The sequence below is a fragment of the Flavobacterium sp. genome, assembly GCF_031411595.1.
Classification (GTDB): domain Bacteria; phylum Bacteroidota; class Bacteroidia; order Flavobacteriales; family Flavobacteriaceae; genus Flavobacterium.
Genome location: NZ_JANOBI010000030.1, coordinates 76,466 through 99,413 on the forward strand (window position 1 = coordinate 76,466; position 22,948 = coordinate 99,413).

General features: G+C 36.1%; 22 protein-coding genes and 1 tRNA gene. 8 read left to right on the top strand and 15 right to left on the bottom strand.

Annotated elements, in window-relative coordinates:
• Positions 1 to 102: 102 nt before the first annotated feature.
• Together RMO03_RS06960 and RMO03_RS06965 are read right to left on the bottom strand one after the other, a co-directional pair.
• Positions 103 to 2,739: a hypothetical protein gene (locus RMO03_RS06960; RefSeq protein WP_309641374.1), complete on the bottom strand. Its 2,637-nt coding sequence runs from the start codon at positions 2,737 to 2,739 to the stop codon at positions 103 to 105.
• Between the two features lie 219 nt (positions 2,740 to 2,958).
• Positions 2,959 to 4,563 carry a hypothetical protein gene (locus RMO03_RS06965; protein ID WP_309641375.1) on the bottom strand — a complete coding sequence of 535 codons (1,605 nt, stop codon included), beginning with the start codon at positions 4,561 to 4,563 and terminating at the stop codon, positions 2,959 to 2,961.
• Between the two features lie 141 nt (positions 4,564 to 4,704).
• On the opposite strand from RMO03_RS06965, the gene RMO03_RS06970 reads away from it, so the two are divergent.
• The 4 genes from RMO03_RS06970 (at position 4,705) to RMO03_RS06985 (ending at position 7,135) form a co-directional block, all read left to right on the top strand.
• Positions 4,705 to 5,133, top strand: a complete 429-nt coding sequence (locus RMO03_RS06970; RefSeq protein ID WP_309641376.1) for a PaaI family thioesterase — start codon at positions 4,705 to 4,707, stop codon at positions 5,131 to 5,133.
• A complete protein-coding gene (locus RMO03_RS06975) occupies positions 5,133 to 6,212 on the top strand; it encodes an isochorismate synthase (protein WP_309641377.1) in 1,080 nt (359 codons plus the stop codon). Before RMO03_RS06970 ends, RMO03_RS06975 begins: the two co-directional genes overlap by 1 nt.
• Positions 6,213 to 6,282: 70 nt before the next feature.
• Complete coding sequence (bshB1, locus tag RMO03_RS06980; protein ID WP_309641378.1) at positions 6,283 to 6,999, top strand: bacillithiol biosynthesis deacetylase BshB1; 717 nt, start codon at positions 6,283 to 6,285, stop codon at positions 6,997 to 6,999.
• 62 nt (positions 7,000 to 7,061) lie between these two features.
• Positions 7,062 to 7,135, top strand: a tRNA-His gene (locus RMO03_RS06985).
• A 75-nt stretch (positions 7,136 to 7,210) separates the two neighbouring features.
• Here the strand turns inward: RMO03_RS06985 and RMO03_RS06990 are convergent.
• The 4 genes from RMO03_RS06990 to RMO03_RS07005 form a co-directional block, all read right to left on the bottom strand.
• Positions 7,211 to 8,227 carry a M28 family metallopeptidase gene (locus RMO03_RS06990; protein WP_309641379.1) on the bottom strand — a complete coding sequence of 339 codons (1,017 nt, stop codon included), beginning with the start codon at positions 8,225 to 8,227 and terminating at the stop codon, positions 7,211 to 7,213.
• 8 nt (positions 8,228 to 8,235) lie between these two features.
• Positions 8,236 to 9,309, bottom strand: a complete 1,074-nt coding sequence (locus tag RMO03_RS06995; protein ID WP_309641380.1) for a DUF3667 domain-containing protein — start codon at positions 9,307 to 9,309, stop codon at positions 8,236 to 8,238.
• 36 nt (positions 9,310 to 9,345) lie between these two features.
• Entirely contained in the window at positions 9,346 to 10,110 is a 765-nt protein-coding gene (locus RMO03_RS07000; RefSeq protein WP_309641381.1) for a dienelactone hydrolase family protein, read from the bottom strand.
• 124 nt (positions 10,111 to 10,234) lie between these two features.
• Positions 10,235 to 10,606, bottom strand: a complete 372-nt coding sequence (locus RMO03_RS07005; RefSeq protein WP_309641382.1) for a hypothetical protein — start codon at positions 10,604 to 10,606, stop codon at positions 10,235 to 10,237.
• A 44-nt stretch (positions 10,607 to 10,650) separates the two neighbouring features.
• Between RMO03_RS07005 and RMO03_RS07010 the strand changes: the two genes are divergently transcribed.
• Positions 10,651 to 11,106 carry a DUF1801 domain-containing protein gene (locus RMO03_RS07010; RefSeq protein ID WP_309641383.1) on the top strand — a complete coding sequence of 152 codons (456 nt, stop codon included), beginning with the start codon at positions 10,651 to 10,653 and terminating at the stop codon, positions 11,104 to 11,106.
• A 1-nt stretch (position 11,107) separates the two neighbouring features.
• Here RMO03_RS07010 and RMO03_RS07015 read toward each other — a convergent pair whose 3' ends face one another.
• Together RMO03_RS07015 and RMO03_RS07020 are read right to left on the bottom strand one after the other, a co-directional pair.
• Entirely contained in the window at positions 11,108 to 11,683 is a 576-nt protein-coding gene (locus tag RMO03_RS07015; RefSeq protein WP_309641384.1) for a DUF892 family protein, read from the bottom strand.
• Between the two features lie 224 nt (positions 11,684 to 11,907).
• Entirely contained in the window at positions 11,908 to 13,041 is a 1,134-nt protein-coding gene (locus RMO03_RS07020; protein ID WP_309641385.1) for a glycosyltransferase, read from the bottom strand.
• Between the two features lie 42 nt (positions 13,042 to 13,083).
• On the opposite strand from RMO03_RS07020, the gene RMO03_RS07025 reads away from it, so the two are divergent.
• Together RMO03_RS07025 and RMO03_RS07030 are read left to right on the top strand one after the other, a co-directional pair.
• Complete coding sequence (locus RMO03_RS07025; protein WP_309641386.1) at positions 13,084 to 14,175, top strand: glycosyltransferase; 1,092 nt, start codon at positions 13,084 to 13,086, stop codon at positions 14,173 to 14,175.
• 10 nt (positions 14,176 to 14,185) lie between these two features.
• Positions 14,186 to 15,181 carry a class I SAM-dependent methyltransferase gene (locus RMO03_RS07030; protein ID WP_309641387.1) on the top strand — a complete coding sequence of 332 codons (996 nt, stop codon included), beginning with the start codon at positions 14,186 to 14,188 and terminating at the stop codon, positions 15,179 to 15,181.
• Here the strand turns inward: RMO03_RS07030 and RMO03_RS07035 are convergent, their stop codons facing one another.
• The 3 genes from RMO03_RS07035 to RMO03_RS07045 are packed head-to-tail and all read right to left on the bottom strand — an operon-like array spanning position 15,182 to position 17,745.
• Positions 15,182 to 16,108, bottom strand: a complete 927-nt coding sequence (locus RMO03_RS07035; RefSeq protein WP_309641388.1) for a glycosyltransferase family A protein — start codon at positions 16,106 to 16,108, stop codon at positions 15,182 to 15,184.
• Positions 16,109 to 17,005 carry a glycosyltransferase gene (locus RMO03_RS07040; protein ID WP_309641389.1) on the bottom strand — a complete coding sequence of 299 codons (897 nt, stop codon included), beginning with the start codon at positions 17,003 to 17,005 and terminating at the stop codon, positions 16,109 to 16,111.
• 26 nt (positions 17,006 to 17,031) lie between these two features.
• The gene (locus RMO03_RS07045) at positions 17,032 to 17,745 is read right to left on the bottom strand and encodes a glycosyltransferase family 2 protein (protein ID WP_309641390.1); all 714 of its coding nucleotides are present in this window, start codon (positions 17,743 to 17,745) and stop codon (positions 17,032 to 17,034) included.
• A gap of 459 nt (positions 17,746 to 18,204) precedes the next feature.
• Here RMO03_RS07045 and RMO03_RS07050 point away from each other — a divergent pair, with 459 nt between their 5' ends.
• Positions 18,205 to 19,089 (top strand): hypothetical protein, encoded by an 885-nt coding sequence (locus tag RMO03_RS07050; RefSeq protein ID WP_309641391.1) that lies wholly within the window; start codon positions 18,205 to 18,207, stop codon positions 19,087 to 19,089.
• Here RMO03_RS07050 and RMO03_RS07055 read toward each other — a convergent pair.
• The 4 genes from RMO03_RS07055 to RMO03_RS07070 all read right to left on the bottom strand — a co-directional run bounded on the left by RMO03_RS07055 (position 19,074) and on the right by RMO03_RS07070 (position 22,838).
• Positions 19,074 to 19,757: an ATP-binding cassette domain-containing protein gene (locus RMO03_RS07055; RefSeq protein WP_309641392.1), complete on the bottom strand. Its 684-nt coding sequence runs from the start codon at positions 19,755 to 19,757 to the stop codon at positions 19,074 to 19,076. The two genes, RMO03_RS07050 and RMO03_RS07055, sit on opposite strands and share 16 nt — an antisense overlap.
• 118 nt (positions 19,758 to 19,875) lie before the next feature.
• The gene (locus RMO03_RS07060; protein WP_309641393.1) at positions 19,876 to 20,424 is read right to left on the bottom strand and encodes a methyltransferase domain-containing protein; all 549 of its coding nucleotides are present in this window, start codon (positions 20,422 to 20,424) and stop codon (positions 19,876 to 19,878) included.
• Complete coding sequence (locus RMO03_RS07065; protein ID WP_309641394.1) at positions 20,411 to 21,565, bottom strand: glycosyltransferase family 2 protein; 1,155 nt, start codon at positions 21,563 to 21,565, stop codon at positions 20,411 to 20,413. Before RMO03_RS07065 ends, RMO03_RS07060 begins: the two co-directional genes overlap by 14 nt.
• Positions 21,558 to 22,838: a hypothetical protein gene (locus RMO03_RS07070; protein ID WP_309641395.1), complete on the bottom strand. Its 1,281-nt coding sequence runs from the start codon at positions 22,836 to 22,838 to the stop codon at positions 21,558 to 21,560. Before RMO03_RS07070 ends, RMO03_RS07065 begins: the two co-directional genes overlap by 8 nt.
• Between the last annotated feature and the right edge of the window lie 110 nt (positions 22,839 to 22,948).

The window sequence follows — 22,948 nt, forward strand, 5'->3', positions numbered from 1 at the left end:
TTGTTGACTGCAAATTTAGATTAAAAAGATGGAGATGCAAAATGATATATTTAATAAAATACTCCTTAAATATTTTGAAATTTAAGGAGTATTTTTTAAGTTTTATTGACAATTAGTTTGGACAAAAATGTTTGAATTAGTAGTTGTTCCGTTTCCGAATTGACCGCTTGAATTTAGTCCAGTTGACCAAATTGTTCCGTCAGTTTTTCTGGCAATAGTTGATCCTTCAAGAAAAGAACCACCTGATGCGCTACTCCAATTAGTGCCTGTGCCGATTTGAGTTGGTACTGATTTATTGACATTAGTTCCATCGCCTAATTGTCCATATTGATTCCAACCCCATGTCCAAAGCGAACCGGTAGTCTTGATTGCAATAGAATGTTGGCTTGCACCACTAACAAATGCCCAATTCGTATCCGTTCCGATTTGTGTAGGTGAAAATTTATCTACAGTGGTTCCATCACCTAATTCTCCATAATTATTGAATCCCCATGCCCACAATGTACCATTGGTTTTTAAAGCCAAAGCATGATAATAGCCTGTGCCGATAGATGCCCAATCGGTATCGGTACCAGTTTGTGTAGGTACACTTTTATTGACGTTAGTTCCATCTCCTATAACTCCGACGGAATTTCTTCCCCAGCCCCAAAGTGTTCCATTTGTCTTTTTTGCTGAGGAATGTTCTTGGCCTCCTGAAACAATTTGCCAATTTGTGTCTGTTCCTACCTGTAGCGGTGATAAACCAGAACCTGTTCTGCCCAATTGGCCAAATTTATTTCTTCCCCAGCTCCACAGCGTGCCATTGGTTTTTATAGCCAATGAATGCGAACCACCGGCAGATACGGAATCCCAATCGGTGTCTGTACCAATTTGGACCGGAGTGAGTTTTGAAACTGTAGTGCCGTCGCCTAATTGTGCGCTGGAGTTAAGCCCCCATGCCCATAGCGTACCGTCCGTTTTTACGGCCAGGCAAAAATAAAACCCGGCAGATACTGATTTCCAATTGGTAGCTGATCCGATCTGTGCGGGTGTGCTTCTGTTTGTAGTGGTATTGTCTCCTAACTGTCCGAAATCATTTAACCCCCATGTCCATAATGTCCCGTTTGGTTTTATAGCGACAGTATGGGCGGAACCTTCTGCAACTGATTTCCAGCAAGATGTAACGGTTATCGTGACGGTACCTTCTGTGCAAACGGATGGTGTAGGTATCGAACAAAGTTGGTATATTAAAGTATGTGTGCCTGGAGTAACTGAAGCAGCAGCATTTACAGCTCCAGTAGTTGTATTAATTGTTAATCCGGGATCTGTAGTGCTGACAAAAGATAATACGGTGTTGCTTCCTGTGGCCGTCGCACCGTAATGAATATCATTTGCACGTACGTTTGACACGACAGTACTAGCTATGCTACTTATTGCTGTTCCAAAATCCTGATTGGCAATAAGATCTGAATTCAAGCGTGCAATCGAATTCCTTGCAACACCATTATAGCTCGTAAAGTTACCAATTGCAAGAACTTTTTTGTTTGGAAGCAGTTTTAACTGGGAAGCACTAGTGAAACTATTTGGTGATGTAGAACTTATACCGGTAAAACCTGTGCCTGGATTAAATGAAGAATCATATGATCCGTTTGAATTAAACCTTATAATATTGCCTATAGTACTACCTGAGTATAAATTAAAAGTTCCTCCAGCTATAATTTTATCATCAGATTGTACTTGAATTGAATAAACTTCTCCCGGATATAGTGTACTGGTAGGTTGAAAAAAAACACCCACGCATGAAAAAGTAGCATCAACTGTACCATTAGAATTTAACCTCGCGAGACTTTTGTTGCTAGAGCCAAATGCAGAACTAATAACGCCGGCAAGCAGTATTTTACCGCTGCTTAATTGTTCCATATCATTTATGGATAAATTAGCATCACCAGAACCAGCACCAGGAACCCCGCCAATGTTTTCTTTACCTAAAATGGTATTATTTAATGTAAAAGAAGTATCGAGACTACCGTTTAAATTTAGCTTTCTTAAATAAAAATCATGTTGATTTAACGGGCCAAAAAATGTAGTGTGATACGTAAAAATGATCATTTTATCATCACTTAGTACTTCTATGCGACGAGTACCGACACCATCAACAGCTGTGGCATCGAATGAAGTATCTAATGTCCCGTTTGAATTTAATACACAGAATGCTAAAGTTGAATTTGAAACGGTACCATTATATTTAGAGAAACCTCCGCCTGCAACAACAATTTGACCATTGTTCCTTAATTTTAAAATAGATGCACTGCCGGTTATCCAGGCGAAAGCGCTCGAGGAATAACTTTGGAAACCGGTACCCGTGTTAAATGAGGTATCTATTGAACCATCTGTATTCAATCTTACAATACTGTTTTTTACAACACCATTGAATGTTGAAAAATTTCCAATCACAACTATTTTTCCATCGGTCTGAATGGCAACTTTATATGGCCTGTCAGCTCCTGCGATTCCTGCGCCAACATTAAATGATGCATCTAAACTTCCATCGGTATTCAATCTGGCCACTTTATTGGCAGTAGTTCCGTTGATTGAACTAAAAGATCCGACTATGACTACTTTACCATCTGATTGCAAGGCAAAATTACCTATGTTGGCCGATGTTGTTATAGTATTTAAATTGTTAAACGTTAAATCTAGACTTCCGTTCTGGCCGTAAAAAACATTGAAAGTTAAAAATAGTAATAAAAAAAAATTCATTTTAATCTTGTTTTTAGATTCAAATGAATTTTGATTTTGTGTGCTTCGAAAAGATGACATTGATGTTTTCATAATTTATATGGTTTTAAAAGTTTCTTAAAAATAGTAATAAAAATTTAAAAAAAACTAAAAAAGGCAATATTAAATTATGATAAAATTAATTTTATAAAATGGGAAATATTTTATAGCTGACTTCAAAAAGTAATGTGACTCCAACAATCACTCCGGGAAAGCCGCGCTTTGATACGCTCCCAAATCGGGCGGGTTTGACGTACGCGTATGTCCCAAAACGTCTGACGCAATAATATAATCGATGCTGCCTTTTTGATAGGCGCCGCCTTGCGGATCATCGCTGATATTGAGCTTATTGAAATTCACATCGAAAAATTTAGGGTCTTTGTTTCTCGTATTGCCATTAGCGACACCTTCGGTCAGGCCAGTTCTGATGAAATTGTATTCTTCATGGCCATTTTGAAGCGAAGTGCCAGAATCCCTGAATTTAAACAGGCAGTATCTTAAATCGTGATTGAAAGCCGTCACACCATCTTTAATGTCATCCAAAAAAAACTCAATATTATTGCTTCCGTAAATGATGCAATTGTAGAAATTGGCTTGCGTTAACGGGTATCCTGTTTTATGATCGTTTTCGTCTTTAAAATAATTATTCAATTGCACCGCAAGTTGGTTTGAACTCGCCCAATTGTTATTGAACGTGCAATGCCTGAAATCGTAGCTTCCTCCGAGCTCACACTGCAAAGCCGTTTGCCCGGCCAGATTGATGACAAGGTTTTTACAATTGTTCATCGTTGCTCCACGCGCTAAAATCCCGTAGTTGGCGGAATTGTAGATTTGAGAATATTCAATATCTAAAACACAATTTTCAACCAACAATCCGACAGTGGCATTCTTTAAAGTCAAATGTTTGATGTTGTTATTAATGCTGCCTTCACGCATCCAAATGGTTCCCCATTGTCCGGGTACATCTTCATAAAGCGGTTCGAGACGATCGCCTTCGAAAGTAACTTCGTTTTGTAAAGGATTGCTATCGGGTGAGTCCGTTCCATTGATATTTAAAGTAGCTCCGGGTTGCACAACGATTCCTGATTCGGCGTGAAAATAGACACGTGCGCCAGGATCAATATTTAGTGTTTGTCCACTTGCAACACCAGCATAGCCATAGATGACATAAGGTTTGGTGCTGTTGAAATGGTATTCATCACCATTAACCGGATCATTGTGATCAAGTTCAAAACCATTTATTTTAACAGGTTGACCTTCTCCGTCAGTTCCTAAAAGCAAAGTTTCTTTTACGCCTTCAGCATCTCTTTTAGGATATAAAAAATACGCATCTTTAATCAAAGTAACTAAATCTACATCTTGCTGTAAACTTCCATTATCAAATAAAATCTTATCAGTATATAAAAACTCGGTTGGATTGTTATTGGCTATCTCAGTGATGTCAGCAGTAGTTTCTATGAAAATATACATGCTGTCTTTGGCAAGTAATTCGACATCATTAAAGATTCGACCATCACCAAAACCATTATTATCTTGATCTTCGCCGGTCAAACCATCAATCATCATACGGTATCTTGAATCGGCTTTGCCCAATTGAATTTTCGGAATTTTAATATCATCACTACTGTTGTTGTAAACTTTCAAAGTATAAGTACTCGATCCGATGTGGCTGAAAACCGTATCGAGATAAACGGTATCTTTTGAAAAACCTAAGTTTCCCGAACTCGGAACCGTTTCAAAATCTTTTCGACAGGAACTCAACGACACAATAAAAGCAATAAAAAATAAAGGAATAAGGTTGCGCATTATGATGGATTTTTGGTAAAAATAGGTTTTAATTTGAAAATCTCGAAATCTTATTATTTGAAAATTAAAGTAACAACGTACAAAAAGTGAAATTAGTCTTTTTATCAATTCCATTATAGCTTAATTTTGCATAAAAAAAAGATGAGTTTCGATAGAGATAAGATGATTGCCATGTGCAATGCGTTTTCAAAAAACACTTTGATGGAAACGTTACAGATAGAATTTGTTGATGCCGGTGAAGATTTTTTACAAGCGACAATGCCAGTCAATTCAGGGGTTCATCAACCTATGGGATTGTTGCATGGCGGTGCGAGCGTGGCTTTGGCAGAAAGTGTTGGTAGTGCTGCTTCGATGTTGTTTGTGAATAATGAAGTGAGTGAAATTCGCGGCATCGAAATTTCCGCCAACCATCTTAAAGCCAAAAGAGAAGGCATTGTGACAGGAACGGCGCGTATCATTCACAAAGGCAGAAGCATTCATTTATGGGAAATCAGAATCACGGATGAAGCAGGCACTTTGATTTCGCTTTGCAAACTCACCAATATGGTGTTGCCTAAAAGAAAATTGTAATGAACGAGCCCGATATTGCAGCATTATTGAATAAAGTTGAAGTTCATTTCAATCAAAATCTACCTTTTGTGGTTTACAGCAAACCCAATGCAAAAAAAGTAATTGGCGTTTTTCAGAATGATGATACCTTACATCAAGTGGAAAATTTTACTGATAAAGGATTTGCTTTTGTTTCTTTTGATAGCAATGAAATGATACTAATTCCGTATTATCAATCCCAAATTCTAATGGCAGACTTTGCTGTCTTTTCGAGTGATGATAAGTCTTCAACATTTGATGAAACTGATTCCGACGAAGCCAAATCGAACTACATCAATCTCGTTCAAAAAGGCATTGATGCGATTCAAACCGGCGATTTTGGCAAAGTGGTTTTGTCGCGAAAAGAAAGTTTTTCAGTACCAAAATTTGAATTGATTTCGGCATTTCAAAAACTCTTACAATCTTATCCGACCGCATTTTCATATTGTTTTTTTCATCCCAAAGTTGGGTTGTGGTTGGGTGCTTTTTCGGAGCAATTGATTCGTGTGAAAAACAAGAATTTGCATACGATGGCTGTTGCCGGAACGCAAGTGTATCAAGAAAATGAAACGGCAGTTTGGGAATCTAAAGAGAAAGCCGAGCAACAATTTGTGACAGATTTCATTACCGAAAGCTTGCATGATTATGTGAAGGAGACTAAGATTTCTGAACCGTATACGATGAAAGCGGGCAATTTAATTCACCTCAAAACCGATATTGAAGCAGCTTTAAACGAACCTTCGAATTTAAAAGAAGTGATTAAAATTTTGCATCCAACACCGGCGGTTTGTGGTTTTCCGAAAGAAAATGCAAAAGTATTTATCATGAATAATGAAGGTTATGATCGTGAATTTTACTCAGGGTTTTTGGGTGAATTGAACCATGATTTTGAAAAGAATGAAAACAGTATCGATTTGTATGTAAATTTGAGATGTATGAAAGTTGAAAATGAAACTGTCAATTTGTTTGTTGGTTGTGGTATTACCAAAGACAGCATTCCCGAAAACGAATGGACGGAAACCGTAAACAAATCGAAAACCATAAAAAAGATTTTGTATTAATGATCACCCGAGGCATTTGATATTAAGAAAAATTAATTAATCGCAGCGCAGCGCAATAAATTATAAAATTATGAAATTAGATATACTCGCTTTTGGCGCACATCCCGACGATGTTGAATTGGGTTGTGGTGGCACGATTGCCAAAGAAGTTTCCCTAGGAAAAAAAGTCGGCATTATCGATCTGACACGTGGTGAGTTGGGAACTCGAGGTTCAGCCGAAATCCGAGATCAAGAAGCCGCTGCAGCTGCAAAATTGTTGGGTGTAACGGTTAGAGAAAATCTGAATATGCGCGACGGATTTTTCATAAATGACGAAGAACATCAATTGGCGATTATTAGAATGTTGCGAAAATACCAACCCGAAATTGTGTTGTGCAATGCGATTGAGGATCGTCACATCGACCACGGGAAAGGAAGCAAGTTGGTTTCTGACGCTTGTTTTCTTTCGGGATTAACAAAAATTGAAACCAGTTATGATGGGAAAACGCAAACCGCTTGGCGCCCGAAATTAGTCTATCATTACATTCAATGGAAAAATATTGAACCGGATTTTGTAGTCGATATTACCGGATATAACGATAAAAAAGTGGAAACCATTTTAGCCTACAGTTCTCAATTTTACGATCCGAACAGTAAGGAACCCGAGACCCCAATTGCGACCAAAAACTTTCTCGAGAGTTTGAATTACCGTGCGCAGGATTTGGGAAGATTGACCGGTGTAGATTATGCCGAAGGATTCACTGTAGAAAGGTATTTGGCGGTCAATAGCTTAGCAGATTTAAAATAATTTTTTGATTTATTTCTTTGTAAAATAAAACTTTTACAATACATTTGCCCTCGTCAAAAATGGTGGTTGTAGCTCAGCTGGTTAGAGTATTGGTTTGTGGTGCCGAGGGTCGCCGGTTCGAGCCCGGTCAGCCACCCATTAGGTAAAAGCTTCTAGGAAACTAGGAGCTTTTTTTTGTTACCAATTGTTTCTTTATTGACTAATTATCGGTTTACTTTCCATCCTTATCCACAACCAATCGCTTCTCCCGATTTGCAATTTCCCACGCAATCGTAAATGCCAGTTGGGTTCTTTTGGCTAAAGCATCAAATTCTATTTTGCTGACTTCATCGCCGGGTTGATGGTAATCGGCATGCGTTCCTGTGAAAAGAAACACTGACGGAATGCCATTTTTAGCAAAGTTGTAATGATCGGAACGGTAATAAAAACGGTTCGGATCGCTGCGGTCGTTGTATTTATAATCGATATCCAAATGCGCGTATTGCTTATTCATCGCTTCACAAACATTGAATAAATCGAAAGAAAGATAATCCGAACCAATCAGATAAATGTAGTTGCTGGAGTTTGGGTGAAATTCATCATGACGACCAATCATATCAATATTCACATCGGCCACCGTATTGGCTAAAGGAAACAATGGGTTTTCAGAATAAAAACGTGAACCGTGCAAACCGTGTTCTTCGCCGGTAACATGAAGAATTAGAATGGATCGCTTTGGACCATGGCCTTCTTTTTTAGCTTTCTCAAACGCTTGGGCAATTTCAACCAGCGCGACCGTTCCAGAACCATCGTCATCGGCGCCGTTATAAACTTCACCATTCTTAACACCAACGTGATCGTAATGCGCGGAAACAACTACAATTTCGTTAGGCTTTTCGGAGCCTTCAATAAACGCCCAGATGTTTTCGGAATCGGATAAATTCTCTTTGTGTTTCGCATTTAAATACGCTGCTGGAATGTGTTGATAATAATCAGTAGCGCCTTTTGGAAATGGAATTCCATTGTTCTTGTATTGTTCAATCAAATAACGGCCGGCTTTCTTTTGGCCTTCGCTACCGGTTTCGCGGCCTTCCATTTCGTCTGATGCGACAACGGTTAGTAAGGTTTTAAGTTCTTCGGCAGTTATGGTATTCATATATTCGGCAACACCTTTTGTCGGATTATCTTTTTTGGAGGCACAGCTGCAGGCAATAACCAATAATGATATGGAGAGTATGATTTTTTTCATAGTGTTTTTTAATGAAGATTAAGAAAAGTATAAATGGCAAATAAGCACAGAATAATGACAATTAAAAGCATATTGATAAAAAATAAAAACACGCTTTTAATAAAAGAAACCAATCGAGTTTCACCGTAAAACCGATGGTGCGCAGGGAAAAAATAATACACCATCCATGCAAAGGCAATAAAATCAAGTATGCCTTTTATGGCATCAGTAATAACCGATGATCCGAATAATGATAAGAATTTACTATATAACAATATGATAAGAACTACTAATAATATAAATGAAAAATAATGCAATGTAAAAATCCCATGATCGAAATAATACCATCGCTTTTTACCATGAAATAACCACAAGAAAAAGGCGAAAAGCGGCATATAAATGAATAGCGTTTTGGAGAAATTATGAACAAATGATTCTTTAAATTTTTCTATCAGCTGTTGGTTAGTATTGCCTTCCTTGACTTGTAAAGCTTTTTTAACAATCCAGTATTCAAAAGAATCCAAACGATCTTCTGCTTTTCCGAATTTTTGTAGCGAATCGAGCTCTTGAATCGATTCGTAGCCAAAATTAAAAAGATGATCTACTTTTTTCTTTTCCCCGGATTGCTTATGGTCGGCTTGAATGGAATCTTTAATTTCATTTTTTAATTTCTCGGAATCCATCAACTCATCAATACTTTTGATGTTTTCGGACTTCATTATTTTAGTATTCGAACCCGACTTTGTAGTGGTTGTAGTTTTTTTAAGATTGATTAAATTATAATCCGTATTCGGTAGCACCGTAATCAAAAAGAATGTAATGAAGCTGATGAAAATATAAAGCCGAACCGGAGCCAAATAAGACAATCGCTTTCCAGAAAGGTATTCTTTGGTTAATGCCGCGGGTTTGAAAAGTAAGTTTTTGATGGTGCGCCAAAAGGCATTTTCATAGTGCGTCAAATCTTCAAAAAAGTGAACGAACAAATGATGAAATGTCTTTCTGCTTTCACTGTTTTCCTGACCGCAATTGGGGCAGAATCGCTCTTGCACAACATGTCTGCAATTTAAACAAGTTTTGTCTTTGCGTATTGGATTATGGCTCATAGAGTAATTTAAAATCTAAAAGTAAATAAAATAAATTTAAAGTACTTCTTTGAGGAAAATTAATAAATGTTCCCACGAACGTTTCTCGGCTTTTTCATTATATGCGGCACCTTTTGAATTGTCATTACCAGCATCTGGATCGGTAAAGGCATGAACGGCATTCGCATAATAAATCATCTGCCAATCAGCTTTGGCGTCGCGCATTTCTTTTTGAAACGCCAACACTTCTTCTTGTGATTCATAAGGATCATCTGCACCATGACAAACTAAAATTTTGGTGTTTAAAGTTTTGGTTTCTCTTGAAGCATCTTTGCCCAATCCGCCATGAAAAGAAACGACGCCTTTTACAGGAAATTGCGCTCTCGCTGCTTCCAACGCACCAGTACCTCCGAAGCAATAACCCATGACTACAATTTTGTCTGGATTGGCACCCAATTGAATCAGTTGGTTCAAAGCCAGACGAATGCGCTGTTGGTATTGGTCGCGGTTCTTTTTATAAAATCCGGCTCTTTCGCCAGCTTCCGCATTACTTTTAGGATAATGACCTTCACCATAAATATCGGCGATGAAAGTATAATAACCTAATTTTGAAAGCTTTTCGGCAGTGTCTTTCGCATGCGAATCAATACCTTTCCACGCTGGAAGAATCAGAATTCCGGGCTTGTCTTTGAGCGCTGTTAGCGGTTTTTTACCCAAACCATTAAGTGTTTGTTGGTCGTCAAAATATTTGATGTTGTTCGATTGTGCGAAGCTCGAAATTGGCACCAACAACATTGCGAGAAAGATTGCGTATGTTTTCATGATAATCGTTTTGATTACACAAATATCCGAAAAATTAGAGGTAAGTATTAGCTGTTTAAAATTAAATTTCTTTAAAATAAAAAGACCATACTAGTTTTTAATATGGTCTTTCGATTTTGAATCATCACTTTTTTAGAGGAGCAGTTGACTTTTTTTGAACTACTTTGGTTTTTGATTTTGGACTACTGTCGTTGACTTTTTGTTTTGATTCCGCTTCAAGCTGTTTTTTTTCTATTGCTTGCCTTTCCGCAGATACTTTAGAAGTTCGCTCTATTTCTCTTTGCTCCGGACGTGGTGGTTCTTGTTGAATCTTGTCTTGAGTGTTCTCATTCGAATCACTGGTTACTGGTGTATCTTGTGCTGAAGCGTAAAAGCTACAGGCAAGAATAGTTGCGAAGGTGAATATGGTTTTTTTCATAATGGCAATAAGATTTAAAATAAATGGTGTCTTAAAGTTACGAATACCACAACATAAAACATTTGCTTTTTTTGCCAATTAACCTACCTTTAACGAGCATTTTATAAATAAAAATGGAAGTTATGCAATCGACCGCCAAAACACCACAAGAATATATCGATAGTTTGCCTGAAGAACGAAAAGAAGTAATCGAGAATATCAGAAAAGTAATTCTGAATGCACTTCCGGAAGGTTTTCAAGAAGTTATCTGCTACGGCATGTTGGGCTATGTGGTACCACATTCTATTTATCCGAAAGGCTATCATTGCGATCCGAAATTGCCTTTGGCTTTTATGAATTTAGCCTCGCAAAAGAACTACATAGCCTTGCATCATATGGGAATTTACGCCAGTCCAAAACTATTAGATTGGTTTGTAACTGAATTTCCAAAGCATTCTAAATCGAAATTAGACATGGGAAAAGGTTGCATTCGTTTCAAGAAAATGAATGACATTCCTTACGATTTAATCAGCGAATTGACGGCGAAAATCACCGTTCAACAGTGGATTGATTGTTATGAAAATGCTTTTAAAAGGTAACCTACAACCGTGTTTCATCTGCATAAAACTGAATCGTATTGGCAATTTTCGCCAAACGCATTTCGGCCACTTTTTCTTCGTTGAGCGATTCATCCATCAAAAGCTGAATATTTTTCGCTTTGAGATTTTCGGCATAAGTCGACAAAATGCTGTAGGTTGCAATTTCGTAATGCTCAATTTTTTGAAGTGCCAATATAATTCCGGCATCGCGAACCATACCAAATTTAGTCACTTCAACGATATCGTCAATTTCTTGCAACATACATTCGATGGCTTCTGAGCGGTGTAAAATTGCGGGTTCTTCTAATGTCAAAAAGGTTTCTTCTAACCTCACAATTTGTTTTTTGGTATCTTCCGCATGAATGGTTATCGCTTCAATCAATTCGTAATTGCAAGCATGTTTAATCATTTTTGGGAACGATTTAATCAGCATTTTTTCGATATAATACATCGATTTTATTTCGTCCAACAATAAGTCGCGCAATCCTGTCGCACCGTCGTATTTTATCCTGACGGGTTTGATTTCATTTTCAAAGCTAGGATCGTAATTTTCGTCAGGTTTTCTAGCATTTTCCATAGCATTTCAATTTAGGTTAAAGTGTCAAAACGGTTGATTTTGAATGTAAATTTTGGGGCTTTACAAACGTTCGCAATCGATTAAATCGAATACTGACGCAAGGTATGACTTCTGTTTTTTAAATAAAAAAATACCCGACGAACGACATTCAAATTTAACATTACCTGAGGAAAACTCGATGAACGGCGTTAAATTTTGGCTTCTGAAGTAAAGTTTTTAGTAATTTATTGCGTCCAAGTTTGGAGATACTTTTCCGCAATTTTGATGTAGTTGTGCTCTTTTTCTATGAATGTTCTTGCGTTGCGGCTAATCGTTAGAATTTCATTCGGATTGTCAATTAAAAAAGAAAGTTGATCCACCAAATAATCAACATCAGGTTTCGCATTGATATTGACTTTTTGATTCAATTGATAAAAATCATAAAACTCCGTTTCGGCTCCTGTAAAAACCACTTTTCCTTTCGCCATCGCTTCAAGTGCATGATAACCTTGATCGAATGAATACGCCATGTCGAGCAAAATGTGCGCACGGTTGTAGATGTCGATATAGTCTTGATACGGAATGTTTCGCGTGGTGATAATTTCAATTCGATGGCCATATTTTTCTGCAATGACTGTCAATGCTTTTTCGAAATAGTCGTTTCCTTTTTTATAGTAATTGTCGGTATTGATGCCGTGAAAAATTACAATTTTACCATCAATCGTCAACGGGGCATAAGACAGTTTATCAATGTTTATCGGATTTGGAATCATGCCCAAATACTTCGGGTTGCCTCGCAACGGAATATCATAATCCATGTCGGAAGCAATAATACCTTCTACATTTAGCTGGATCAATTGATGCAGTTTTTTGAATTCAGGTCTTCTAAATTTTAAAACACTTTGAAATTCCTTAGCACTCACTTTTCCATCCAAATAAGGCAGCAACAATGATTTGAAAGTTGGGTTTTGGAAGTAATAATCGACCGTCAAATAATCGGTGCCGCAACACATCAAAAAAACTTTTTTATTGTTATCGAATAAATATTGCAGTATTTTTTTTTCGTAGTTGTAAGTGCAGTAAAAGCTGTTTTCATTTATCAATTGCACGACATCAAACTGCGTTAGTTTCTTTCGATAGCGTATGAATTGACGGTAAGTAAAATACGAACTCACATTGAAACCGGTGAGTTTATAAATACCCACTTTGGCTTTCTTCAAAAACTTCGAATTCCATTTTAAATGCAACGGGAAATCAACCGGATATTTTTTAAATCCATCTTGAAAACCCAATATGACCACATGATGCCCTAATTGTTGCAAGCCTTCTTTTAAAGAATTGTGCAGTCGACTGTATTCACCTACGAGTAGAATGTTCATATATTGTTATATTTGACAAATATATTTACAATTTGACAATTAATGGATAGGACCAAGATCAAAATTGCAATCGTTACGCAATCTTTAGCCAATGGTGGCGCTGAGCGATTTGCTTCTTTATTATCGAAGATGTTGGTTCGACTGGGATTTCATGTTCATATTGTGAGTATTTTGGATGACATTGAATACGAATATGAAGGTGAATTGTTCAATTTAGGACTTTTAAAAAACAAAGACAACAGTAATTTTGGGCGTTTAAAACGTTTTTTTGTTTTTAAAAAGTACATCAAACAGCAAGATTTCGATTGGATTATCGACAATAGGGTTCGTACTGCTTCTTTTTCGGAGTTGATGATTTCTAAATTCATCTACAATCCCAAAAAAGCAATTTATTTAATACACAGTTACAAGATCGAGAAATATTTTCCGAAGAACCCTTTATTTTCGAAGACAATTTATAAAGAATCACCTTATTTAGTAGCGGTTTCTAAAGAAATTGAAGCTTTGGTTCAAACACAATTTCATTACAAGAATACGATTACGATTTACAATCCAATCGATCAAAAAGACTTAATCGAAAAAGCTTCTGAAGCTACTATTTCGGAAAAATTTATTCTTTCTTATGGCAGAATTGATGACGACATCAAGAACTATTCTTTATTGATTGAAAGTTATGCCCAATCGATATTACCACAATCCAATATTTTGCTGTATATCATGGGCGATGGAAAAGATGTGAATCGACTCAAAAGGCAAGTGGAACAAATGCACTTATCCGATAAAATTATTTTTAAATCGAAATTGCCGAACCCATTTCCGTATGTTCAATCGGCTTTTTTTACCACATTAACCAGTAGAAATGAAGGATTTCCGATGACGATTATCGAGTCGCTCGCATTAGGAACACCGGTAGTTTCTGTTGATTGTCATTCCGGGCCACGAGAAATCATACGGCACGAACACAACGGATTATTAGTTGAAAATCATAACCCAATTGCTTTAAGTCAAGCGATGAATCGACTGGTTCAAGATGAAGTTTTGTACCAATCTTTAAAAGCCAATGCTTCAACCAGTGTAGCCCATTTGTCATTATCATCAGTAGCGAAAGAATGGCAGCAATTATTAACGTTTTAAAATACATTAAATGGCTTTCAAAGCAGCAGTATCGTACATCAGTTTTGGCGATTTTGTAGATTCTTATTATAAAATTCAAGTCAAAGGAATGAAGTTTTTTCTGTCGAAATTTTTTAAAATAGCGGCAGAAAACAGGGTTTCTTCAAAATGGGATACCCATGTTTCGGTTTCAGATTTTTGGGTGATTCCTGAAATTAAACAATCATGGAATATTAAAATTTCCGGAGATGCCAATATGATTTATGAAGATTATGTATATCAAAAATACCTTAAAGCTAAGTCGAATTTGCACTTATTGTCAGTAGGTTGCGGCGACGGAACCCATGAAAGAAACTTTGCCAAATACACCAATTTTGAACACATTGCGGGTGTTGATGTTTCGCCTGAAACCATCAAAAGAGCCAAAAAAATGGCGCTTGAGCACGGTTTTGAAATCGATTATTTTTGTGATGATTTCTTTCGATTGGATTTTTCAAACAAAAAATTTGATGTCATTTTATTCAACGCCAGCTTGCATCATTTTGATCGGATTGATGCTTTTTTGCACAATCATATTGCACCACTTTTAAACGAAAATGGACTTGTAGTCGTATTCGAATATTGCGGGCCGAATCGTTTGCAATGGCGAAAATCTCAACTCGATGAAGCCAATCGATTGCTTCAAAAAATGCCGAATGTTTATAAAACCCGGATCGATGGAAAATCGATAAAGCGAAAAGTATATCGCCCTGGTTTGTTGCGCATGTTTTTGGTAGATCCTTCTGAAGCACCTGATTCTGAAAACCTCGCAGCGGCATTGAAAAATAATTTTGTCGTTTTAGAAGAAAAAAAATTAGGTTGGAATATACTGCATTTGCTACTCAAAGATATTGCGCATAATTTTTTAAACGAAGAAACTAAAACAAAATCATTGTTATCAGCATTGATGACTGCAGAAGACGATTTTGTACTTTCAACGCAGGAGAACGATGCTGTTTTTGGTGTTTATCAAAAACGAACAACGTAATTATTTAAAAACCGATTTGCGAAAACCCAATTGCACAAAAAACAAGTTGATATGGAGTAAAATCCGTAATATGAATTCAGGAAATAGCAACAAAATTCTTTTTTTAAAGGTTAGGTTACCGGGATTGATGTCATTTTTAAATTTAATAAAATTGATCTTATCACGATGCAGTTTCGATTTAATGGCAAGCCCATATCGATTTAAATCTAAAAATTTTTTAAGCTTAGGATTTTCTTTTTCAGCAGTATTAAATTTCGAAAAATCCATTTTGGTACTCAAATACTCTTTCTTTTTCGAAAGGCTGTTTGCATCATAAGCGTAACGCGCTAAAATTTTCCAAGAGAAAACTACAGGATAAACCAAACCGATTCGAATCCACATATCAGTATCTTGACCGCTTCTTATTTGGGTATCAAAAACGCCCATTTTCTCAAAAACATTTTTGTGAAAAACCGCGCAAGAAGTACAAATAATCGTAGTTTTCATACTGGCATCAAAGTAATCAACGACTTCATATTCGTTTTTCCTTGGTATAGAATATTGCGCCGGAAAAACTTTTTTGGGTGTTTCCACTTCAATCGCGGCAGAAAATATTTTATGATCAGGAAAGCGTTGAATGGCAATGTTTATTGTATTTAAGAAATTCGGATACCAATAATCATCGGCATCTAAAAAGGTGATGTAAGAAGCTGTTGCTAGTTCAATTCCTAGATTTCGAGCGGTAGAAACGCCTCCGTTTTCTTTTGAATAATATCGAATTCTTGAATCAGTAAATGTTTTGATTTTAGCTTCACTTAGATCGGTTGAACCGTCATTCACGAGTATCAATTCAAAATCCGTAAAACTTTGTTGAAGTACACTTTTTAAGGTGTTTTCAATAAAGTTTTCTTTATTATATACCGGAATGATAACGGAAAACTGAGGCATTTAGGAATATTTTAAAGCACAAAAATAACCTAATTTATAGAAGTCAAACAGCAATAGCGAAGGTTTGTTTGAAATTATTTTTCTTTTCATCGGTGCCTCAAAAATATTAAAAAGCCATACGATGAAACGGTCTAATTTAAAACGCTTCAAAGTTGCTTGCCATTTGCTTAAAGTGGTTTCGTTTGGATGAATTATTTTTTGTGCAATTAAAGCGTGTAAGTTATCGAGCGCTACCAAATGTTTTTTTAAGAAAACGGCTGATTTTTCTAAATTTAAATGATAAACAGCATTGTCGATTTGCCCGATTTTGATGTTGTTTTTTTTCAATGTTGCAATGAAAACAAAATCTTCAAAACCATAATCATAAATTAAGGAATGAAAAGGATGTTGCAACAGTATTTCTTTTTGAATAAGAATATTAGAAACTAGTGTAGATTCATAAGGCTTCTGCTGTCTTTTTTCGAAAGGAATGGCTTCGCGTTTGATGCCGTAAATCCAACGCAATAATGCATCATTTTTGGGTTCAGATTTTTGATAAGTAATGCCACCATAAAAGACATTGCAAAGCGGGTCTTTCATGCAATTGCAATAATTTTTTATGAAATTGGGTGCAGTAGGAAGTGTGTCGCAATCGAGTAGTAAAACCCACGGGTATTTGGCTTTTGCACACAAAGCGTTTCGATTTTCACCCCTTCCTAAATTTTTAACATTAAAATGATATTGGCAATGTGGTATTTGATTGATCGTTTGGTTCTCCTTTATCATTACCAAATCGGTTGATGCGTCATCAGCTACAATGATTTCAAAAACAATATTCTCTTTAATTATTTGTTCGTGTAGGGCTTCTACCAAAGGAACAGCATTATAATTAAAGACAGGAATGAGTATTGAAAGCATAGAAAATAGTTTTTGGGGTAAAAAAATTATTTTAAAACGTTATATCGAACAATGCAGTATAGTGCCTTAATGCCATCTTTCCAATTGATTTTTTTTCCTTCTTGGTAGGTTCTTCCGTAATATGAAATCCCCACTTCATAAATTCGAACGTTTTGGATTTTTGAAATTTTAGCAGTTACTTCAGGTTCAAATCCAAAGCGTTGTTCTTTTAAATTTAATGATTGCAACATTTTGGTATTAAACAACTTGTAGCATGTTTCCATATCGGTTAAATTCAAATTGGTAAACATATTGGATAAAGTCGTCAAGAATTTATTGCCTACGGTATGCCAAAAAAACAAAATGCGGTGGGGTTTACCACCCATAAATCGAGATCCATAAACTACATCGGCATATCCGTCTAAAACAGGTTGTAAAAGATTGATGTATTCTTTAGGGTCGTATTCTAGATCGGCATCCTGAATAATGATGCAATCTCCGGAAGCTATAGCGATTCCGGTATGCAAGGCCGCTCCTTTTCCTTTGTTTTTTTTGTGTTTTTCTACTTTAATTTGAAGCTCACTGTTGGCTTCACAATAAGCGTGAATGCAATCGGATGTGTTATCAGTTGAAGCATCATCTACAATTATGATTTCCTTTTTGATGTTTTGTGGTAATGCGACTTCTTTAATTTTATTTAAAATCAAATGAATCGTATTTCCTTCATTATATACGGGAATAATAATCGATAGAGTATTCATTTTTTCCTAATTGCTATTGGATAGGGCAAAACTACATTTCTAAATCGAAACTACAATATTATTCCTATATTTGTTTAGACAATACTTATGAAACATTTTATAGCACATTATAAGTACCACATCCTAATTCTTGTATTAGGGTTTTTATGGATTGAATTATTCAATTATATTCTTCAAGTTCACAATCAAGGAATTATATGCCTGGATTCTAAATCGTATGTAAACTCCGCTAAAAATTTATACTTACTTTTTCGAGGTCATCTTACCAGACCAATTGGAATGGCTTTTATAACGGGTATTCCGCTAATTTTTGGCGCTTCAGATGCTGCACTTTTTGTTTTTGGTTTTTATATAAACTTGATGTGTTGGTTGTTTTTTTTACTTCTTTTATTTGAATTTTTAAAGGATTTTTTCAAACCTCGAACTGCTTTTTTATGCACATTAATTGGCATGTTGATCATGGGTAATACCGCAGGTATTTTTCAAGTTTCCACCGAAAGTATTTATATGCTTTTCATGGCACTAGGCTTGTATTTTTTGCGTCAGTATTTTAAAACAAACTTTTTTTGGCAATTATCACTGGCACTTTCTTTTTTTATAACCAGTTGCTTAATCAAACCCGGTTCTATTTTTTTAGCCATTATTTTGACCTTGTTTTTTGGTATTAAAATTTTAAAAAAATACCAATCTAAAGCCATCTACTTCATTTATGGAAGTTGGCTTTTAGTACTGATGCAATGTGCGGGTTTAAAATATCAATTCGGGAATTTTACGATAAGCTACATCGATGCTATTACCTATTATTGTTACTTAGGAGCAAAAGCAGAAGCTATTGAAACCAATCAAGATTTTGAAAAAGTTTGGTTAGAACGAACCCATTTTATTTATAATCAAGATCCGCCAATTAGTAAAATAATGGCAAAAGAAGACCTTATCGAACAATGGCAAACTAATAAAATCAATTTGGGTAAAGCTTATTTTTTGAACCTTTTAGAAAATGCTTCAACCGGAAGTACTCCTATTCAAGATTGTAAAAATATAACCAATAAAAAATATTTTATAGTGTCTAAAAAAGTGCTTTTGGGAATATCAGTTTGGCAAAATATTATTTTTTCAATAGTGGCGATTTTTTTGGCTACCTATTTATTATTGGCCTGCTATAAATCGGATCCGTATTATAGCATTGTTTCGTTTTTTATTTTGTACACGATTTTTTCATCGGGAATTTCTTGCAGTGAAGGCGACCGGTTTAATGTAATTACATTTCCTTTTGTGCTCATTTTAATGGCAAAATGTTTTTCCAAGAAATCAACGGAAGCGGCTAAAATTTATACCGTCCGTTGAACCACTTCAAACACTTTATTGTTTTCGCATTTCAAGGTTTTAGACGGATATTTCATCAGCAAAGCATAATCGTGCGTCGCCATAATCACCGTTTTTCCGTTGGAGTTGATTTTACGCAACACTTCCATGACTTCAACGCTGGTTTGCGGATCTAGATTTCCTGTTGGTTCGTCGGCTAAAATTAATTCAGGATCATTGAGTAAAGCCCTTGCAATGGCAACACGCTGTTGTTCTCCACCCGATAATTGGTGAGGCATTTTATCCGCAATAGAGCCTAAATCAACTTTCTCTAAAACTTCTTCAATTTTCTGTTGCATTTCTTCGTTAACAGTCCAACCGGTGGCTTTCAAAACAAACAGCATATTTTCTCGGACGCTTCGATCGGGCAAGAGTTGAAAATCTTGAAAAACGATACCAAGTTTTCTTCTGAGGTACGGAATTTTATCGTCTTTCAAAGCCACAAGGTCAAAATCTACAATGCTGCCTTGGCCTTCTGTTAGCGGTAAATCTGCGTATAATGTTCGCATGAAACTACTTTTCCCGGAACCTGTTTTTCCGATGATATAAATGAATTCACCGTGATTGACTTCAAGATCGATATTCGAAAGAATGACTTTATTGCCTTGATAAATGGATACGTTTTTTAAGGACAAAACAGGTTGTGACATATTCGTTTGGTTTATGCAGTAAAAGTAGTAAGATAACGTTGGTATTCAAAATATATTTAGGGTCTATTCTCTAATAGATTTTGTTTCTTTTTTAGGAAAGAACGCACCGCCATTTGCGTTATATTTTTTCAAAAACATAAAGTAAATTCAATCCAAATTCGAAGCGTTTTTCTTTGACTAAACCATAGCCGTTTTCCATAAAAATGGTTTTAATGAGGCTTCGTTCAAAATCTTGATGGTGCACCAAATCCATTCCGTGTATTAATTTAAAGAACAACAAAACATTCAAAATCGAATCGACTTTTTTAGACGGAATCGTAATAATAACCCTTCCTTTCGGGTTCAGATAATGACGCAATACTTCTGGGTATTTCCTTAATTCGTCTTCCGGAATATGCTCTAATACCGCTAATAGAGCAATGTTATCATATTTTTTTTGTAATGGAAAATCACCAGGAAAATAGCCCGGAAATAAAGTGTACTTCTCTTTCACGATTTTTTCGTTCAAAACACCGTCAATGCCATCGCCTGAAATGTTTCTCTTACGAAGAACACTTTCAAATAACTCTCCGAAATGACATCCAATATCGAGTAAGGAATCGCCAATTATAAATTTCTTTGCTTGACGGATTCTTTCGCCTTGCAATAAGTAATCAATTTTTTTCATCTTTCAATCCTAATATGCTAAAGAAAAAACTATATAATATAATCTGAACACCTAAAATAATGACCGTGACTGCCGGAATCATAACCCGTAAGGTATTCCGCGCTTCGAGTAAACCAAAATGTTGGTCTGACCATTGCATAAGACCATAAATGCTCAAGCCAATGCCTAGCAAAATCATCAAAGTACCTACAATCAGTCCTTTTTCGAGGTTAATATATTTGAAAAGCGAATTGTAACGATTGCTTTTAGGTAATAAATTTTGGGTTACAGCGAACACTTTCGTAAGTCCGTAAAAAACAACAAACTGAAAACCAACTAGTAAAACACCACTCGTATATAAAAGGGTATGCACATCAAAAGTTACAGTTGATATAGTGATTGGTGAAATTACAAGTAATGTGGATAGCACTAATCCAATAACAATTAAAAACATTCCGGGAATAAGAAACAACCATTTTGGACTGTATAATAATAAAAACCTCAAATGCCTCCAACCATCACTCCATGTTTTTAGGTGCGGTTTGCGGCTTCTTCCGTCTTTGTATAAAATAGTTGGGACTTCAACGATTTTGAAATCGAGTAGGTGTGCTTTCACAATCATTTCTGAAGCGAATTCCATTCCTGTCGTGGTCAAATTCATTTTTGCATAGGCTTCTCTTGAAAAACCTCGCAGTCCACAATGGAAGTCGCCCATCGACGAATTGAAAAACAATCTTCCCAAAAACGATAAAACCGGGTTTCCCAAGTACCGATGTAGAAAAGGCATAGCTCCTTTTTTAATGCCGCCTTTAAAACGGTTGCCAATTACGAAGTCATTTCCTGCTCTAAGATTGTCTATAAAAAGAGATAAATTGCTGAAATCGTAACTGTCGTCAGCATCACCCATGATAATGTATTTTCCTTCGGCAGCATCAAAACCTCCTTTAAGTGCATTTCCGTATCCTCTGTTAGGAATGGCAATAACTCGCGCGCCAAGACTAGTTGCGATTTCTTGCGAACCATCCGTACTGCCATTGTCTCCAATAACTACCTCACCATCAATGGCGTTGGTTTTAAAATAAGCATTTGCTTTTTTAATACAAGTCGCTATTGTTTCGGCTTCGTTGAGACATGGCATGACAACTGAAACTTCTTTACTCATTTGTTTTCGTATAAAATTGGTTCTGGAATAATATCAAAAAGATTGCAAACAGGATCCAGTTGTTGTAAAACAGATATCTTCCTATCATACTTTCAACGGAAGCAGTGAGCATAACATTCAAAATAGTCAGTAAAACCAGGATAATTATAATTTTAGAAAGTACATTTTCTTTTTTAAACAACATGACAAGACTTAGGGCTAACAAGACAATATAAAGCAGAAAATATTTACTGGTATCAAAACCCTTTATAAAATTACCAGAGTAAATACTGAGCCACTTTCCAAAATTCTTTTTTAATAGCGGTAATGCCATCGATGAAGTCATCTTGTCATTTAAAATACTTTTCTCATCATAAGAAGCTGCTTGAAACCTAAAAAGTCCATCCACATTGAGTGTCAAGTTGCAGATGTTGATATAATTGTCATAGAAGAAATCAATTTTTTTTGCATTTGGCGGCAATTGCGATAACAATAATTTTTTCTCCTTGAGTTTGGCATAGATAAATTTGAAATATTCTTGCTGCTCCGGAGTTTCAAAAGCAGTATAGTCATTTTCGTCCGATACAAAAAAAGGAATCGTTATCAGTTGAATGCCTGTCAATGGCGTCGTAACGGCATGCCCATGCTGCACTTTATGAAACAGTATGTCGGTAATGATTGACAAAAAGAAGATGGAAACCGAGGTTACAACAAGTACAATAGATCGCCACTTAAAAATGGTCCGGTAGTAAGTCAGTAGAACTGCAACAACAAGCACCGGAATCAAAAATAAAAACTGCCCACGCACCAAAACCAAAAGGAATGTTAGCAGGAAAGAAAAGTAAAAATACTGCTCCTTTCTGAAACCAACGCCAAGGATTATATTTCCAATCACCAATAAATACAGTGGATAAGCCAAGCTTTCAGATAAGATAGTGTTGGCAGTTAGGATACCCAAAAATACTGGGAAAATGGTGATAATGAAAAGAATAACCCCAAGCCATTTGTCGAGAGAAATGGTCTTACGCAGCGATCTTACTAGGAAAAGCGCTGCCGACATATTGAGTACGTATTGCGTAATAATAGTCGCTTTGATAAAATAAGTTCCGAATAAAATGCGGTGCAATTCAATAAACATAGGGTAGGCACAACTTCTGTACAAAAGCATTTCTAGGTATCCCTTACTATCGGGAAAATATACCGGAGGAGTTTTAATTACAAACACGAAAACAAGAAGAAATAGGACCAGATACGCTACTTTTTCGGAAGAAAGAAAAGAAAATACTTTTTTCATAGGAGAAGTTTCAGACAACTGAACTGGTACAGCAACTTTGATAAGGCGCCTTTATAAATGATTTTTTTCAACTCGGTAAAAGTAATAATTTAAAGCAAGTAGCCAAAATT

Excerpts from the sequence above, each read along its gene's own strand:
- RMO03_RS06960 (WP_309641374.1), bottom strand. The coding sequence starts at position 2,739 with ATGAATTTTTTTTTATTACTATTTTTAACTTTCAATGTTTTTTACGGC.
- RMO03_RS06965 (WP_309641375.1), bottom strand. The coding sequence starts at position 4,563 with ATGCGCAACCTTATTCCTTTATTTTTTATTGCTTTTATTGTGTCGTTG.
- RMO03_RS06970 (WP_309641376.1), top strand. The coding sequence starts at position 4,705 with ATGAGTTTCGATAGAGATAAGATGATTGCCATGTGCAATGCGTTTTCA.
- RMO03_RS06975 (WP_309641377.1), top strand. The coding sequence starts at position 5,133 with ATGAACGAGCCCGATATTGCAGCATTATTGAATAAAGTTGAAGTTCAT.
- bshB1 (WP_309641378.1), top strand. The coding sequence starts at position 6,283 with ATGAAATTAGATATACTCGCTTTTGGCGCACATCCCGACGATGTTGAA.
- RMO03_RS06990 (WP_309641379.1), bottom strand. The coding sequence starts at position 8,227 with ATGAAAAAAATCATACTCTCCATATCATTATTGGTTATTGCCTGCAGC.
- RMO03_RS06995 (WP_309641380.1), bottom strand. The coding sequence starts at position 9,309 with ATGAGCCATAATCCAATACGCAAAGACAAAACTTGTTTAAATTGCAGA.
- RMO03_RS07000 (WP_309641381.1), bottom strand. The coding sequence starts at position 10,110 with ATGAAAACATACGCAATCTTTCTCGCAATGTTGTTGGTGCCAATTTCG.
- RMO03_RS07010 (WP_309641383.1), top strand. The coding sequence starts at position 10,651 with ATGCAATCGACCGCCAAAACACCACAAGAATATATCGATAGTTTGCCT.
- RMO03_RS07015 (WP_309641384.1), bottom strand. The coding sequence starts at position 11,683 with ATGGAAAATGCTAGAAAACCTGACGAAAATTACGATCCTAGCTTTGAA.
- RMO03_RS07020 (WP_309641385.1), bottom strand. The coding sequence starts at position 13,041 with ATGAACATTCTACTCGTAGGTGAATACAGTCGACTGCACAATTCTTTA.
- RMO03_RS07025 (WP_309641386.1), top strand. The coding sequence starts at position 13,084 with ATGGATAGGACCAAGATCAAAATTGCAATCGTTACGCAATCTTTAGCC.
- RMO03_RS07030 (WP_309641387.1), top strand. The coding sequence starts at position 14,186 with ATGGCTTTCAAAGCAGCAGTATCGTACATCAGTTTTGGCGATTTTGTA.
- RMO03_RS07035 (WP_309641388.1), bottom strand. The coding sequence starts at position 16,108 with ATGCCTCAGTTTTCCGTTATCATTCCGGTATATAATAAAGAAAACTTT.
- RMO03_RS07040 (WP_309641389.1), bottom strand. The coding sequence starts at position 17,005 with ATGCTTTCAATACTCATTCCTGTCTTTAATTATAATGCTGTTCCTTTG.
- RMO03_RS07045 (WP_309641390.1), bottom strand. The coding sequence starts at position 17,745 with ATGAATACTCTATCGATTATTATTCCCGTATATAATGAAGGAAATACG.
- RMO03_RS07050 (WP_309641391.1), top strand. The coding sequence starts at position 18,205 with ATGGGTAATACCGCAGGTATTTTTCAAGTTTCCACCGAAAGTATTTAT.
- RMO03_RS07055 (WP_309641392.1), bottom strand. The coding sequence starts at position 19,757 with ATGTCACAACCTGTTTTGTCCTTAAAAAACGTATCCATTTATCAAGGC.
- RMO03_RS07060 (WP_309641393.1), bottom strand. The coding sequence starts at position 20,424 with ATGAAAAAAATTGATTACTTATTGCAAGGCGAAAGAATCCGTCAAGCA.
- RMO03_RS07065 (WP_309641394.1), bottom strand. The coding sequence starts at position 21,565 with ATGAGTAAAGAAGTTTCAGTTGTCATGCCATGTCTCAACGAAGCCGAA.
- RMO03_RS07070 (WP_309641395.1), bottom strand. The coding sequence starts at position 22,838 with ATGAAAAAAGTATTTTCTTTTCTTTCTTCCGAAAAAGTAGCGTATCTG.